Origin of the sequence: Streptomyces sp. NPDC006687 (assembly GCF_040636215.1) — a bacterium.
Classification (GTDB): domain Bacteria; phylum Actinomycetota; class Actinomycetes; order Streptomycetales; family Streptomycetaceae; genus Streptomyces.
The window spans coordinates 236,745-251,092 of record NZ_JBEYJJ010000002.1 but is presented as its reverse complement, the minus strand read 5'-3'; the positions used below and the strand labels follow the sequence as shown (position 1 = coordinate 251,092).

At 75.4% G+C, this 14,348-nt stretch carries 13 protein-coding genes and 1 riboswitch; of the genes, 8 read left to right on the top strand and 5 right to left on the bottom strand.

What is annotated here, in order from left to right; translation table 11 throughout:
* Positions 1-83: 83 nt before the first annotated feature.
* Complete coding sequence (locus tag ABZ716_RS03520; protein ID WP_358956180.1) at positions 84-1,406, bottom strand: glycosyltransferase family 4 protein; 1,323 nt, start codon at positions 1,404-1,406, stop codon at positions 84-86.
* 227 nt (positions 1,407-1,633) lie between these two features.
* On the opposite strand from ABZ716_RS03520, the gene ABZ716_RS03515 reads away from it, so the two are divergent.
* A complete protein-coding gene (locus tag ABZ716_RS03515; protein ID WP_351892463.1) occupies positions 1,634-2,275 on the top strand; it encodes a TetR family transcriptional regulator in 642 nt (213 codons plus the stop codon).
* 22 nt (positions 2,276-2,297) lie between these two features.
* Here the strand turns inward: ABZ716_RS03515 and ABZ716_RS03510 are convergent, their stop codons facing one another.
* The 4 genes from ABZ716_RS03510 to ABZ716_RS03495 all read right to left on the bottom strand — a co-directional run bounded on the left by ABZ716_RS03510 (position 2,298) and on the right by ABZ716_RS03495 (position 5,065).
* On the bottom strand, positions 2,298-3,038 hold the full coding sequence (locus tag ABZ716_RS03510) for a class I SAM-dependent methyltransferase (RefSeq protein WP_358811421.1): 741 nt from the start codon (positions 3,036-3,038) through the stop codon (positions 2,298-2,300).
* 59 nt (positions 3,039-3,097) lie between these two features.
* Positions 3,098-3,289, bottom strand: a complete 192-nt coding sequence (locus ABZ716_RS03505; RefSeq protein ID WP_358811420.1) for a DUF1059 domain-containing protein — start codon at positions 3,287-3,289, stop codon at positions 3,098-3,100.
* Positions 3,290-3,380: 91 nt separating this feature from the next.
* Positions 3,381-3,614: a ferredoxin gene (locus tag ABZ716_RS03500; RefSeq protein ID WP_358811419.1), complete on the bottom strand. Its 234-nt coding sequence runs from the start codon at positions 3,612-3,614 to the stop codon at positions 3,381-3,383.
* Positions 3,614-5,065 (bottom strand): aldehyde dehydrogenase, encoded by a 1,452-nt coding sequence (locus ABZ716_RS03495; protein ID WP_358956177.1) that lies wholly within the window; start codon positions 5,063-5,065, stop codon positions 3,614-3,616. The genes ABZ716_RS03500 and ABZ716_RS03495 overlap by 1 nt, the downstream gene beginning before the upstream one ends.
* Before the next feature lie 215 nt (positions 5,066-5,280).
* Between ABZ716_RS03495 and ABZ716_RS03490 the strand changes: the two genes are divergently transcribed.
* The 7 genes from ABZ716_RS03490 to ABZ716_RS03460 all read left to right on the top strand — a co-directional run bounded on the left by ABZ716_RS03490 (position 5,281) and on the right by ABZ716_RS03460 (position 14,319).
* Positions 5,281-6,330, top strand: a complete 1,050-nt coding sequence (locus ABZ716_RS03490) for an MBL fold metallo-hydrolase (RefSeq protein WP_358956175.1) — start codon at positions 5,281-5,283, stop codon at positions 6,328-6,330.
* A 256-nt stretch (positions 6,331-6,586) separates the two neighbouring features.
* A riboswitch (cobalamin riboswitch) is annotated at positions 6,587-6,666 on the top strand.
* Positions 6,667-6,797: 131 nt separating this feature from the next.
* Complete coding sequence (locus ABZ716_RS03485; protein ID WP_358956173.1) at positions 6,798-8,051, top strand: prenyltransferase/squalene oxidase repeat-containing protein; 1,254 nt, start codon at positions 6,798-6,800, stop codon at positions 8,049-8,051.
* A complete protein-coding gene (locus ABZ716_RS03480) occupies positions 8,048-8,728 on the top strand; it encodes an SCO2322 family protein (RefSeq protein ID WP_358956170.1) in 681 nt (226 codons plus the stop codon). The genes ABZ716_RS03485 and ABZ716_RS03480 overlap by 4 nt, the downstream gene beginning before the upstream one ends.
* A gap of 857 nt (positions 8,729-9,585) precedes the next feature.
* Entirely contained in the window at positions 9,586-10,767 is a 1,182-nt protein-coding gene (locus ABZ716_RS03475; protein ID WP_358811414.1) for an energy-coupling factor transporter transmembrane protein EcfT, read from the top strand.
* Positions 10,764-12,695 carry an ATP-binding cassette domain-containing protein gene (locus ABZ716_RS03470; RefSeq protein WP_358956167.1) on the top strand — a complete coding sequence of 644 codons (1,932 nt, stop codon included), beginning with the start codon at positions 10,764-10,766 and terminating at the stop codon, positions 12,693-12,695. The genes ABZ716_RS03475 and ABZ716_RS03470 overlap by 4 nt, the downstream gene beginning before the upstream one ends.
* Complete coding sequence (locus tag ABZ716_RS03465; protein WP_358956163.1) at positions 12,692-13,609, top strand: ECF transporter S component; 918 nt, start codon at positions 12,692-12,694, stop codon at positions 13,607-13,609. The genes ABZ716_RS03470 and ABZ716_RS03465 overlap by 4 nt, the downstream gene beginning before the upstream one ends.
* A gap of 305 nt (positions 13,610-13,914) precedes the next feature.
* Positions 13,915-14,319: a transglycosylase SLT domain-containing protein gene (locus ABZ716_RS03460; protein ID WP_355971092.1), complete on the top strand. Its 405-nt coding sequence runs from the start codon at positions 13,915-13,917 to the stop codon at positions 14,317-14,319.
* Positions 14,320-14,348: the final 29 nt, after the last annotated feature.

Here is a 14,348-nt window from a genome sequence, read left to right as displayed (position 1 = left end):
CGGGGGTGAAGGGTGGTGCGGATGGTGCGGATGGTGCGGGTGTTGCTGCGGATGCGCGGTGGGCCGGTGGGGGCGCGGCCCGGCTACCGGGAGCTGCGGGCGGCGGCCGCGCGCTCGATCGCGGCCCGGTAGTGGGCGGCGGTGCCCTCGGCGGCTCTGGCCCAGGTGAACCGGGCCAGCACCCGCTCCCGTCCGGCCGCACCGAGACGGGCGCGCAGGGCGGCGTCGCCCAGCATCCGGCCCAGCGCGGCGGCCAGCGCCCCCGCGTCACCGGGCGGCACGGCCAGGCAGGTCTCCCCGTCGGGGCCGGCGACCTCGGGGATGGCCCCTCCGGTGGTGGCGACCAGCGGGGTGCCGGTGGCCATGGCCTCGGCGGCCGGGAGCGAGAAGCCCTCGTAGAGGGAGGGCACACAGGCCACCTGGGCGCTGCGCACCAGGTCCACGAGTTCGGCGTCGGTGATGCCCTTGACGAAGCGGACCGCGTCCTGGAGCCCGTACGACTCGATCGCGCGGGCGACCGGCCCGCTCTCGGCCCGCTTGCCGACGACCACGAGGTGCGCGCCGGGCTGCTCGGTGCGCAGTTTGGCGAGCGCCTCGACCAGGTGGACCAGCCCCTTGAGGGGGACGTCGGCGCTGGAGGTGGTCACGATCCGCCCGGGGACCTCGGCCACGGACGGGTCGGGCGACCAGAGGTCGGTGTCGGCGCCGATGTGGACGACGTGGATGCGGTCGTCGCGGACGCCCAGGTGCTCGGCGATCTCCTGCCGGGAGGAGCCGGAGACGGTCAGGACGGACGGCAGGCGGCGGGCGACGCGCCCCTGCATCCGCGTGAAGGCGTACCAGCGGCGCACGGAGGCCCGCTTCTTGCGGTCCTTGGCGGCGGCGAGGTCGAGCTTGCGGTCGACGGTGATCGGGTGGTGGACGGTCGTCACCAGCGGGGCGCCGAGGTCGCCGAGGAGGCCGTAGCCGAGGGTCTGGTTGTCGTGGATGACGTCGAACTCACCGGCGCGGGCCCGCAGATGGCGCCGGGCGCGCAGCGAGAAGGTCAGCGGCTCGGGAAAGCCGCCGGTCCACATGGTGGCGACCTCCAGGGCGTCGATCCAGTCCCGGTACTCCTCGCGCGCGGGCGTACGGAACGGGTCGGGGCTGCGGTAGAGGTCGAGGCTGGGCAGCTCGGTGAGGGTGGCGCCGGTGTCGAGGACCGGGTAGGGCTGCGCGCCGATGACCTCGACGGAGTGGCCCAGCTTGACGAGTTCGCGGGACAGGTGGCGGACGTAGACGCCCTGGCCGCCGCAGAACGGGTTCCCCTTATAGGTGAGCAGGGCGATCCGCAACGGGCGTCCGCCGTCGGCGGCGGGCGCTCCCAAAGCCTCGAAAGGGCTCGTCACCATGGCCTCTGCGGTCACTCTCGGCCCCCTTCTCCCTGCACCGTCGCCGGAGCGTAACCGCTCGTATCATGTAGAACAAGTTTCAGACTTGATCCGTCGAAGACCATTGAATCTACCGGCCGGAAACCACACCGTAAGAGGTGGAGCAGGTGATTCGCGCCACGGCTCGGACGCCTGACATGCTTGCTTCCGGACCCTCCCGGAATCAGCCCCGGCAACGACACGGAACGCCAGGAACGGGACACATGACAGCGGAAGCGAAGGCCGTCACGAGACCGGCGACCACGGCGGGCCCGGCGTCCCCTCCCCTGACGGAGCGCCAGGAGGCCCGCCGCCGCCGGATCCTGCACGCGAGCGCGCAGCTGGCGAGCCGGGGCGGCTTCGACGCGGTGCAGATGCGGGAGGTCGCGGAGTCCTCCCAGGTGGCGCTGGGCACCCTGTACCGGTACTTCCCATCCAAGGTGCACCTGCTGGTCGCCACCATGCAGGACCAGCTCCAGCACATGCACACGACCCTGCGCAAGCGGCCCCCGGCCTCCGAGGACCCGGCGGAGCGGGTCGCGGAGACCCTGATGCGGGCGTTCCGGGCGTTGCAGCGGGAGCCGCAGCTGGCGGACGCCATGGTCCGCGCCCTGACGTTCGCGGACCGCAGCGTCAGCCCGGAGGTGGACACGGTCTCCCGGCTGACGACGGCGATCATCCTCGACGCGATGGGCCTGGAGGCCCCTCCGACGGCGCAGCAGCTCTCGGCGGTCCGCGTCATCGAGCACACCTGGCACTCTGCGCTGATCACCTGGCTGTCGGGGCGGGCCTCGATCGCGCAGGTGAAGATAGACATCGAGACCGTCTGCCGGCTGATCGGCCTGACGGGCGCCGAAAAGTCCTGATCGTGTTGTCGTGGGGGCGGGGTCAGTCCTCCGCGCGGCGCAGGATCAGGGTGGCGAAGCTCCAGGCGGCGCGGTAGCCGTGCAGCCATTCGCCGCGGCGGGTGGCGGCGAAGTCCCGGACCTGGGCGCTGTCGGGGTGGTCGGGGTGGTCCAGGGCCCAGGAGGCCAGGGTGCCCCAGTTCGCCCACTCGTAGTCGTCGAGCTCGCGGCGGGTGCTGACGTGGCCCTGGACGGGGGTCCAGCCGGCGGCGACGACACGGTCCACGGTGGTGGCGAGGTCCGCCGTCTCCTCGCCCATGATCTCCAGCTCCAGTGGGGAGGGCTCGCCTTCCCATATGCCGTCGCCGACCATGACGCGGCCGCCGGGCGCCAGGTGCGCGCGGGCGGCTTCCAGGGTGGGCAGCAGACCGCCGAAGGCGTGGGTGGAGCCCACGCACATGACCAGGTCGAAGCGGTGGGGCGAGGAGAACTCCTCGGCGCTCTGGCAGTGCAGCGCCAGGCGGCCGTCGACGCCGAGGCGGACGGCCTCCCGGCGGGCGTCCTCCAGATCGGACGCGGAGATGTCCACGCCCTCGGCCCGCACCCGCGGGTGCTCGGCCAGGGCGCGCAGGAGCCATGCGCCGCCTCCGCAGCCGAGGTCCAGGACGCGCGCGTCGCCGCGCGGGAGGGCCTGGGCGAGGAGGCGGCTCACGGAGTCGTCCCCCAGCGGGGACTTGACGGGGTGGTGGGTATGGGCGAGCTGGGACAGCTGTTCACGGTTCACCGGCGCAGCCTCGCAGCGGGCGCCCGCGTACGCACCCCGTTTTCCGGACGGGCCGACGGTCAGACGGGCTGGGCCGCCTCGGGCTTCAGCGCGCCGCGCAGTCCGTCGCGGAACTCCTGGCTGTCCTCCTCGCCGTGGACGGAGACCGCGTGCTGGACGGCCGCCTCCATGACCTCGTCTTCCTCACCGATGATGGTCAGGGTGCACCCGATCTCGCTCGGGAACTCCCTGCAGTCCATGACCTTGCGCATGACGCACCTCCAGTGGCGATGCCGGTCATACGCTCCACGATCCTCCGGTTGCCCGTGAAGGGGAAGCCGGGGGGACGGCGCGGGGTCGCGGTCACTCCTCCGGGGGGAACACCGGCTCGCCGGTCCCCGCCAGGGTGATCAGGATGGCCTCCACCGGGCAGCCCTCCGCCGCCGTGAGGGTGGGCTCGTCGGCGTCCGTCTCGGGTGCGCGGGGGTGGGACTGGCGGGCGGAGTCGAGGGCGAAGGCTCCGGGGGCGTGGTGCACGCACTGGCCCGAGCCGATGCAGACCGCGCGGTCCACCTCGACGCGCCAGCGGTCCCCCATCAGGAGCCCGCCGGGAGGTGGATCATCTTGTGCTCCAGGTACTCGCTGAGCCCCTCGGGCCCGAACTCCCGGCCCACACCGCTGTTCTTGTAGCCGCCGAAGGGGCCGAGCATGTCCAGGCTGAAGGTGTTGACGTTGAAGGTGCCGGTGCGGACGCGGCGGGCGAAGTCGATGCCGTGGGCGGTGTCGGCGGTCCAGACGCTGCCGCTGAGGCCGAACTCCGAGTCGTTGGCGATCCGGGCGGCCTCCTCCTCGTCCCCGTAGGGGATCAGGCAGACGACCGGGCCGAAGATCTCCTCCTGGGCGATCCGCATCCCGTTGTCCACGTCACCGAAGAGGGTGGGCTCGACGTACCAGCCGCGGTCCAGGCCCGCCGGGCGGCCGCCGCCCGCGAGGATCTTGGCCCCCTCCTCCTGCCCGATGCGGATGTAGTCGAGGGAGCGCTGCTGCTGGCGCCGGGCGACGAGCGGGCCGAGCTGGGTCGCCGGGTCGAGGGGGTCACCGACGACCAGGGCCCCGGCCGCCGCCGCGAGGGCCTCGGCGAACTCCCCGTACCGGCTGCGCGGGGCCAGGATGCGGGTCTGGGCGACGCACGCCTGGCCGTTGTTCATCCAGGCGGCCGGGACGATCCCGGCGACGGCCGCCTCCAGGTCGGCGTCGGGGAGGATCACGGCGGCGGACTTGCCGCCGAGTTCGAGGGTGACCCGGGTCAGGTTGCGGGCGGCGACCTCCATGACCCGCCGGCCGGCCGCGACCGAGCCGGTGAAGGCCACCTTGTCGACGCCGGGGTGGCCGACGAGGTACTCGCTGACCTCGCGGTCGGCGGGCAGCACCGACAGCACGCCCTCGGGCAGTCCGGCCTCGCGGGCGATGTCCGCCAGGATGAAGGAGTCCAGCGGGGCCTCGGGTGAGGGCTTGAGGATCACCGAGGAGCCGGTGAGCAGCGCCGGGGCGAGCTTGGCGGCGGCCACGAACTGCGGGACGTTCCAGGGGATGACGGCGGCGACGACCCCGACCGGCTCGCGGCGTACCAGGATCGGGCCGAGGGCGCCCTGGCGGCGCTCCTCGTACGGGTAGTCGCGGGCCACGGTGATGGCGGCGTCGTAGACCATCATCGCGCCGAGTGCCTGGGCGAGGACGCTCCAGGAGTACGGGGAGCCGTTCTGGGAGCTGATGGAGCGGGCGATCTCCTCGTGCCGGACGGTGATGGCGTCCTTGATGCGGGTGACGACGGCGATCCGCTCGTCCAGGGAGAGCCGGGGCCAGGGGCCCTCGTCGAAGGCCCGGCGGGCGGCGGTGACGGCCCGGTCGACATCGGCCTCACAGGCGTGCGGGACGCTGCCGATGATCTGCTCGGTGTGGGGGGAGACCACGCGGATGGTGCCGGTGCCCAGCGGATCGGTCCATTGCCCGCCGATGAACAGCTGTCCGTGTTCCACGAGCTCGGTCATGTCCGATGCCTCCAAGGGCTGCGCACGTTTCCGCCGGTGTCGCAGAACTGATACCAGTTCTAGTTCCAGGAGTCCACGGTCAGGACCGCGGGGGCGTCGAGGGATCCCAGGCATCCGGTGGATCGTCAGGACTGTTGATGGGTGGTCGACTTGGGCTACTACTGGAACGCGTTCTCGTCGGAACGGATCGAGCCGGAGCCAGCCAGGGAGTCCCCATGTCACAGGTCATGTCGCAGGTCACCGACCACGGCGGGGGCGTCTGGGGCCTGAAGGTCCCCATCCCCGGCAACCCCCTCGGCCACACCCTCGTCCATGTCCTCGACACCGACGCCGGGCCCGTCCTCGTGGACACGGGCTGGGACGACCCCGCCTCCTGGGACGCCCTCGCCGCCGGGCTCGGCGCGCTCGGGCTGTCCGTGAGCGAGGTGCACGGGGTGGTCATCACCCACCACCACCCCGACCACCACGGTCTGTCCGGGCAGGTGCGGGAGGCTTCGGGGGCGTGGATCGCCATGCACGCCGCCGACACCGAGGTGGTCCTGCGGACCCGCTCCGCCGAGCCGGGCGTCTGGTTCGCCTACATGGACGAGAAGCTGGCCGCCGCCGGGGCACCCGAGGAGCACCTCGCCCCGCTGCGGGCGGCCCGGGAGAGCGGCCGGACGCGGACCCTGCCCGGGCTGCGGGCCGCCGTCCCCGACCGGGAGATCGTCCCCGGCGAGCTGCTGCCGCTGCCCGGGCGCCGGCTGCGGGCGATCTGGACCCCCGGGCACACCCCCGGCCATGTCTGCCTCCACCTGGAGGAGGCCCACCCCGCGCGGCTGCCCGGCAACGGCCGGCTCTTCTCCGGCGACCACCTGCTGCCCGGGATCACCCCGCACATCGGCCTGTACGAGGACCCGGAGGACACCCGGGTCACCGACCCCCTCGGCGACTACCTCGACTCCCTCGAACGCGTCGGCCGCCTGGCGCCCGCCGAGGTGCTCCCGGCCCACCAGCACGCCTTCACCGACGCCTCCGCCCGGGTACGGGAGCTCCTCGCGCACCACGAGGAGCGGCTGGCCGGCCTCCTGCGGCTGCTGGCAGATCCACTGACCCCGTGGGCGCTGGCGGAGCGGATGGAGTGGAACCGGCCCTGGGAGCAGATCCCGTACGGCTCGCGGAACATCGCCGTCTCGGAAGCGGAAGCGCATCTGCGGCGGCTGGTGAAGCAGGGCCGGGCGGAGGCGGTACCGGGCAGCGACCCGGTGGCGTACCGGGCGGTGTGAGGGGGTGGGGGGCGGGGCGGCCCGGCCGGGGTGCGGGGGCCCGGGGCGGCGGCTGTGGGCGGGGTCCCGGCGGCCGGGGCCGGCCGGTCGGGGCGGGGGTGCGGGGCCCAAGGGGCGGGGGTCCGGGGCGCGGGGCGGCGGGCGGGGGCGGGGGGCCGGTGGCCCGGGGGTGGCGGGCGGGGGCGGGGGTCCGGTGGCCCGGGGGGTGGCGGCTGTGGGCCGGTAGAGTGAGGCCGTCGTCCACACTTCCGTACGGGGGGAAGCCGGTGCGAATCCGGCGCTGACCCGCAACCGTGACCCGGCCCGCCACACGCGGGGCGGGGAGCCGGATTGCCCCGTAGCGGAGGTGCGCGGCTCGTGCCGCCGGGGCTTCCGGCGGCCGGCACCGTCGAGGTAAACGGAGCCGGAGCCCGGTGCCTTGCGCGTGCCCGTCTCCCGCTCCCCGCACGAGAGGCACCCGCCCCGCCATGAACGTCCGCCGCAGCGCCGCCGCGCTCGCCGCCTCCGCCGTGCTCTGCGCGGGCGCCGCCCCCGTGGCCCTCGCCGACACCCCGCCGCCCGCCCCCTCCGCGCCCCCGGTCATCCCCTCGGGTTTGTTCGGCAAGGCCGACCCCTCCTACGACGGGGTCTGGCGCCAGTCCCTCGCGCTGCTCGCCCAGCAGACCGTGGGCGAGAAGCCCGCCCCGCAGGCCGTGGACTGGCTGACCGGCCAGCAGTGCGCGAACGGCGGCTACGCCTCGTTCCGCGCGGACGCGGCCAAGGGCTGTGACGCGACGACCATGTTCGACACCAACGCCACCGCCGTCGCCGTGCAGGCGCTCAAGGCCCTCGGCGGCAAGGACGCCCAGGTCAAGAAGGCCGCCGACTGGCTGAAGTCCGTCCAGAACGAGGACGGCGGCTGGGCCTACGTCCCCGGCTCCCCCAGCGAGGGCAGCTCCACCTCGCTCGTGATCAGCGCGCTCGCGGTGGCGGGCGAGAAGCCGGCCGAGGTGAAGTCGAAGGCCGGCAAGTCCGCCTACGACGGCCTGCTCTCCTTCCAGCTGGGCTGCTCCGCCGAGCCGGCCGCCGACCGGGGCGCCTTCGGCTACCAGCCGGCCGACGGCAAGCTCCCCGCCAACGCCGACGCCACGGCCGCCGCCGTCCTGGCGGGGCTGGGCAAGGGCGCGCTCGTCGAGCCCGCCACCACGGACACCCCCACCGCCGCCCTCGCCTGCCCGGCGGGCGCCACCGACCCGGCGGGCGCCGCCCAGGCCGCGGCCGCCTACCTGGCCGAGGCGCTGAAGAAGGACGGCCACCTGACGGCCGTCACCCCGGGCGCCGACCAGCCGACGCCCGACACCGGCAACACCGCCGACGCCGTGATCGCCCTGGCCGCGGCCGGGCACCGGCAGGCGGCGGCGGGCGCGCTGGAGTGGCTGAAGAACAACTCCGCCTCCTGGTCCAACCGCAACCCGGCCGCCCTGGCCACCCTGGTCCTGACGGCCCACGCCACGGGTACCGACCCGAAGTCCTTCGGCGGCGTCGACCTGGTGGCGGCGCTGAACGCCACCGGCCCGGCCCCGCAGCAGCCGGACGCGGAGGCGCAGAAGGTGGAGAACAAGGAGGACAAGACCACCGGCTCGGGCGGCCAGAACCTGTGGTGGATCATCGGCACGGGCGCCGCGGCCGGTATGGGCATCGGCATCCTGCTGAGCGGCCGGCGCAAGAAGAACGAGCTGTGAGCCGGCGGCGTACGCGGGGTGCGGTCGGCGTACTGGCCGCGCTGGGCCTGCTGCTGACCCTGTTCGCGGCCTCCCCCGCCCTGGCCGCGAGCTACCGCTACTGGTCGTTCTGGCAGAGCGGCGCGGGCGGCACCTGGGAGTACGCCACCGAGGGCCCCTCGACGGCCCGGCCCGCGGACGGCGCCACGCTCGGCTTCCGCTTCGCGGTGAGCAAGGACGCCGGCGCTGAGGCGTCCCGGCCGCGCACCGGCCCCGGCTTCGAGGCCGTCTGCGGGGGCACCGCGGCGGCGGAGGGCCGCAAGCGGGTGGCCCTGGTCCTCGACTTCGGCGAGCCCGGCGACACCCCCGCCGGGGAGACCCCGCCGCAGGACTCCCCGCGCACGGCCTGCGCCCAGCTGCCCCCGGACGCCACGGCGGCGGAGGCCCTGGCGTCGGTGGCCAAGCCGCTGCGCTACAACGGGGCGGCGCTGCTGTGCGCCATCTCCGGCTACCCCAAGTCGGGCTGCGGCGAGCCGATCGCCGACCCCGCCCCCAAGCCGACCGCCTCCGGCGCGGCCTCGACGCCGGCCGCCTCGGGCGGGGGCTCGGGCCCCTCGGCCGGAGTGGCCGCAGGCGCGGCGGCGGTGGCCGCCCTGGCCGCAGCGGCCGTCTGGCAGTCCCGCCGCCGCACCCGATGACCCCCACCGCCACACCGGACGACCGGACCCCGGGGGGTGGGGGCCCGGCCGCCGCCGGGCCGGGTCCTGCCGCCGAGGGTGGAGGCCCGGCCGCCGCCGGCGCGGGCCCGGCCGTCGTCGGCGCAGGCCCCGCCGGCGTCGGCGCAGGCCCGGCCACCGCCAGCGCAGGCCCGGCCACCGAGGGTGGAGGGCCGCCCACCGCTGGTGCCGGGCCGGCCGCAACGACCGCCGACGCGGCACCGACCCCCGCACCGGCCCCGGTCGGCAGGGGCGGACGTCCCGCCGGAGCAGCCTCAGGCGTGCCATCGGCCCCGTCCGACGGGGGCGGGGCCGCCACGGCGCCTGCCGCCGGCACCCGACCCCGTGCGGCAGGGCCGAAGGCCCCGGCCCACGACACGACAGCCCCCGGCCACCCGGCCGCAACGCCCGCCGACGCAGCACCGACCCCGACCGACCGGGGCGGGGCAGCCGCGGAGCCTGCCGCCGGCACCCGACCCCGTGCGGCAGGGCCTAAGGCCCCGGCCCACGACACGACAGCCCCCGGCCACCCGGCCGCAACGCCCGCCGACGCAGCACCGACCCCGACCGACCGGGGCGGGCCGGTCGGGGCGGCTGCCGCCGGCACCGGGCCCTGTGCGGCAGGGCCCAAGACACCGGCCCACGACCCCGTCGGCACCCGACCCCGTGCAACTGGGCCGGAGGCACCGGCCCCCGACACGGCGGCCCCCGGCCACCACCCGGCCGTTCGGCCCGGACGTCCCGGCGGGGCCGGCCGGGCGGCGAGGCGTGCGGGCGGCGGCACGGCGCGGTCGCGGGTCGTGGGGCGGCGCAGCGGTCACGGGCCCGCAGGCGACGGCGTGACCCCGGCCCGGCCCGGCGCCGCAGGGGCCGGTCGGGGGCCGGGCCGGGCCTCGTACAACCGCCGGAGACACTGGCGGGCTCCGCAGGCCCGGCGCAGCAACGCCCTGCATGCGGGGGCCTGGTGGCTGTGGGCCCTGGGGCTCGCGACCGCCGCCTCCCGGACGACCAACCCCCTCCTCCTCGGGCTGATCATCGGCGTCGCCGGGTACGTCGTCGCGGCCCGGCGGACCGAGGCCCCCTGGGCGCGCTCCTACGGTGCCTTCGTCAAGCTCGGCCTGTTCGTCATCGGCCTGCGGCTGCTGTTCTCCGTGCTGCTGGGCTCCCCCCTGCCCGGCACGCACGTCCTGTTCACCCTGCCCGAGCTGCCGCTGCCCGCGTGGGCGCAGGGCATCCGGTTCGGCGGCCGGGTCACCGCCGAGCAGCTGGTGTTCGCGTTCTACGACGGGGCGAAGCTGGCGACCCTGCTGATCTGCGTGGGCGCGGCCAACGCCCTGGCCAATCCGGCGCGGCTGCTGAAGTCGCTGCCCGCCGCGCTGTACGAGGCGGGCGTGGCCGTGGTCGTGGCGATGACCTTCGCGCCGAACATGGTCGCGGACGTGGCCCGGCTGCGCACCGCGCGCCGGCTGCGCGGCCGCCCCACAGGTGGGGTGCGGGCCGTCCTCCAGATCGGCCTGCCGGTGCTGGAGGGCGCCCTGGAGCGCTCGGTGGCCGTCGCCGCCTCGATGGACGCGCGCGGCTACGGCCGCACGGCGCAGGTCCCGCCGGCGGTGCGGCACACCACCACCGCGCTGACGCTGGGCGGGCTCCTCGGGATGTGCGCCGGCACCTACGGGCTCCTCGCGGCGGAGGGCGCCGCCTTCGGGCTCCCCCTGCTCGGCGTCGGCCTGGCCCTGGCCCTCGCGGGGCTGCGGCTGGGCGGCCGGCGCAGCATCCGCACCCGGTACCGGCCCGACCGGTGGGGGGCGCGCGCCTGGCTCGTCGCCGGGTCGGGGGCGGCGGTGGCGGCCCTCCTCATCCGTGCGGGGTCGGTGGACCCGGAGGGGCTCCGGCCGGGGGTGATCCCGCTGGTCGCGCCGGGCCTGCCGCTGTGGCCGGCGGCGGCGGTCCTCATCGGCCTGCTCCCGGCGCTCGTCGCCCCCACCCCACCGCCCCCTCTCTCCCAGGAGTCCACGCAGTGATCCGCTTCGACCAGGTCACGGTGACGTACGACGGCGCCGCCCGGCCCTCCCTCCGCGACGCGGACTTCACCCTCCCGGAGGGGGAGCTGACGCTGCTCGTCGGCCCGTCGGGGGCCGGCAAGTCGACCCTGCTGGGGGCCGTGTCGGGGCTGGTCCCGCACTTCACGGGCGGCACCCTGCGGGGGCGGGTGACGGTGGCGGGGCGCGACACCCGTACGCACCGGCCGCGTGAACTCGCCGACGTGGTGGGGACGGTGGGGCAGGACCCGCTGGCCCACTTCGTGACGGACACGGTGGAGGACGAGCTGGCGTACGGCATGGAGTCCCTGGGGCTGGCGCCCGCGGTGATGCGGCGCCGGGTGGAGGAGACCCTGGACCTCCTGGGCCTGAACGAACTCCGCGACCGCCCGATCGCCACCCTCTCGGGCGGCCAGCAGCAGCGGGTGGCGATCGGCTCGGTCCTGACGACGCACCCGAAGGTGCTGGTCCTGGACGAGCCGACCTCCGCCCTGGACCCGGCGGCGGCGGAGGAGGTCCTGGCGGTGCTCCAGCGACTGGTCCACGACCTGGGCACGACGGTCCTGATGGCGGAACACCGCCTGGAACGCGTCATCCAGTACGCCGACCGCATCCTGCTCCTCCCCTCCCCGGGCACACCCCCGGTCCTGGGCACCCCGCCCGACATCATGTCCGTCTCCCCGATCCACCCCCCGGTGGTAGCCCTGGGCCACCTGGCAGGCTGGACCCCCCTCCCCCTCACCATCCGCGACGCCCGCCGCGAAAGCACACCTCTCCGGGCCCGGCTGTCCGACCATGCCGTTGCAACCCCGGCGACGCTTGAGGCGCGGGCCTTCCCAGCCCCTCCGACGCTTGAGGCACGGCGATCCGAGGCCGCAACCCCCGAAACGGGGCCCGGGGCGCAGACCCGACCCCTCCCAGCCCCGCCGGCGCTTGAGGCGCGGGGATCCGGGGCAGCGCCCCGGGGAACGGTGGAAGGGCGGGGCGGGGAGCAGCACCGCGCAGCGGCACCCCCGGCATCCGCCCCACGCCGCCTCCTGGCCCGCCTCTCCGGCCGCACCCCGGCCCCCACCACCGCCACCGCCCCGACCGGCACGGACACGGACACGGACCCGGGCACCCCCACGCCCACCCCCGCTCCCACGCCCACCCCCGCCGCAACCACCACCCACCTCCACATCCGCCGAGCCCGCGCAGAGGTCCTCCACGACATCACCCTCACCGTCGCCCCCGGCGAAACCATCGCCCTCATGGGCCGCAACGGCGCCGGCAAATCCACCCTCCTCGCCGCCCTCACCGGCACCCTCGCCCCCACCACCGGCCAGGTGACGGTCGGCGGCCGCACCCCCCACCGCACCCCGCCCGCGGACATGGTCCGCCGCGTCGGCCTCGTCCCGCAGGAGCCCCGCGACCTCCTGTACGCCGACACCGTCGCCGCCGAGTGCGCCGCGGCCGACGCCGACGCCGGGGCCGCGCCCGGAACCTGCCGGGCCCTGGTCAGCACCCTGCTGCCCGGCGTACCGGACGACACCCACCCCCGCGACCTGTCCGAGGGCCAGCGCCTCACGCTCGCCCTCGCCCTGGTCCTCACCGGCCGGCCCGCCCTGCTCCTCCTGGACGAGCCCACCCGCGGCCTGGACTACGCCGCCAAGGCCCGCCTCGTCGAGATCCTGCGCGCACTCGCGGCCGACGGGCACGCCATCGTCCTGGCCACCCACGACGTGGAGCTCGCCGCCGAGCTGGCCGACCGCGTCGTCATCCTGGCGGGCGGCGAGATCGTCGCGGACGGCCCGACCGCCGAGGTCGTGGTGTCCTCCCCCGCCTACGCCCCCCAGGTGGCCAAGATCCTGGCCCCGGGCCACTGGCTCACGGTCTCCCAGGTGGCCGCCGCCCTGGAGACCACCCCGTGAACCCCAACCCCACCAGCCCCACCAGCCCCACCCACATCCGCCCCGCCCGCCCCCTCCGCATCGGCCCCCGCGCCGCCGCGGCCCTGATCCTCGTCACCCTCATCGGCATCGCCGCCTTCGGCTGGCCCCTCCTCGCGGACGCCCAGTCCGGCCTGGCCCACTCCCAGGACGCCCCCTGGCTCTTCGCCGCCCTGCTCCCGCTCCTCGTGGGCGTGGTCGTCGCGACCATCACCGACCAGGGGATGGACGCCAAGGCGGTGGCGATGCTCGGCGTACTCGCCGCCGTCGGGGCGGCGCTGCGCCCGCTGGGCGCCGGCACGGCCGGCCTGGAGCCCATGTTCTTCCTGATGGTGCTCAGCGGCCGCGTCCTCGGCCCCGGCTTCGGCTTCGTCCTCGGTGCCGTCACGATGTTCGCGTCCGCCCTGCTCACGGGCGGGGTGGGGCCGTGGATGCCGTTCCAGATGCTGGCCATGGGCTGGTTCTCGCTGGGCGCCGGGCTGCTGCCCGGGCCGCAGCTCCGGGGCCGGGCGGAGCTGGCGCTGCTCGCGGCGTACGGGTTCCTCGGCTCGTTCGCGTACGGCACGATCATGAACCTCCAGGGCTGGGTCCTGCTCCAGGGCCTGGGCCAGGGGGTCTCCTTCCGCCCGGGCGACCCGCTGCCGGAGAACCTCGCGCGCTTCTTCGCGTACTGCCTGGCGACCTCGCTCGGCTGGGACCTCGGCCGGGCCGCACTGACCGTCGTCCTCACCCTCACCCTCGGCGGAACGCTCCTCCGGGCCCTGCGCCGGGCGACTCGCAAAGCTGCCTTCGACGCCCCGGTTTCCTTCGATTCGGGGGTCGGAAGTGGCCCGCACCACGCGCCCGAAAGGACACACCCGGCCACACACGGTGACATCGGACCCGCCCAGCGGTGAGGCGCCCCACAGGACCCACGTCACATCCGACCCGCCCTAGTAGCCCGACCTCCAGCCCCCGACCCACCCCCTCACCAGCCACAACCGGCCCCTCCCCACCCGGGCCGTCGGCACCGCCCTCCGACCCCCGCTAGTAGCAGGGGGGCGTTGCCAGGCCGTCCGGGGCCTGGCTAACTGGTGATGTCGCCAAGCGGCCGGGGCGCACCGCCCCCCGCCGGTCGAACCCCTCTCCCCCGTGTGAGTGGCTCACGCATGGTCCGCCGTGCGATGCGACCGCCCCTGTTCCCGTCGGAAGGTTCCCCTCCGTGTCCAACGCCGTCATCCGCCGCATCGCCGCTTCGAAGAAGACCCTCGCCGGTTCCGTCCTCGCCCTGGGTGTCGCGGGCTCGATGCTCGCCACCGTCCCCGCGCAGGCCGCCCCGACGAGCGCCAAGGCGATCGCCCAGCAGATGATCAAGGACCCGGCGCAGTTCGCGGCCTTCGACAAGATCGTCACCCACGAGAGCGGCTGGGACTACACCGCCACCAACTCCTCCTCCGGCGCCTACGGCCTGGTCCAGGCCCTCCCCGCGTCGAAGATGTCCTCCGCCGGCTCGGACTGGAAGACCAACCCCGCCACCCAGATCAAGTGGGGCCTGGACTACATGAACGACCGCTACGGCAGCCCGGTCGGCGCCTGGAACTTCTGGCAGGCCAACCACTGGTACTAAACCACCAGCAGCACACATGCGAAGAGCCG

Bases quoted from the DNA above. Each gene is read 5' to 3' on its own strand.
- ABZ716_RS03515 (WP_351892463.1), top strand. From the start codon at position 1,634: ATGACAGCGGAAGCGAAGGCCGTCACGAGACCGGCGACCACGGCGGGC.
- ABZ716_RS03505 (WP_358811420.1), bottom strand. From the start codon at position 3,289: ATGCGCAAGGTCATGGACTGCAGGGAGTTCCCGAGCGAGATCGGGTGC.
- ABZ716_RS03500 (WP_358811419.1), bottom strand. From the start codon at position 3,614: ATGGGGGACCGCTGGCGCGTCGAGGTGGACCGCGCGGTCTGCATCGGC.
- ABZ716_RS03495 (WP_358956177.1), bottom strand. From the start codon at position 5,065: ATGACCGAGCTCGTGGAACACGGACAGCTGTTCATCGGCGGGCAATGG.
- ABZ716_RS03490 (WP_358956175.1), top strand. From the start codon at position 5,281: ATGTCACAGGTCATGTCGCAGGTCACCGACCACGGCGGGGGCGTCTGG.
- ABZ716_RS03485 (WP_358956173.1), top strand. From the start codon at position 6,798: ATGAACGTCCGCCGCAGCGCCGCCGCGCTCGCCGCCTCCGCCGTGCTC.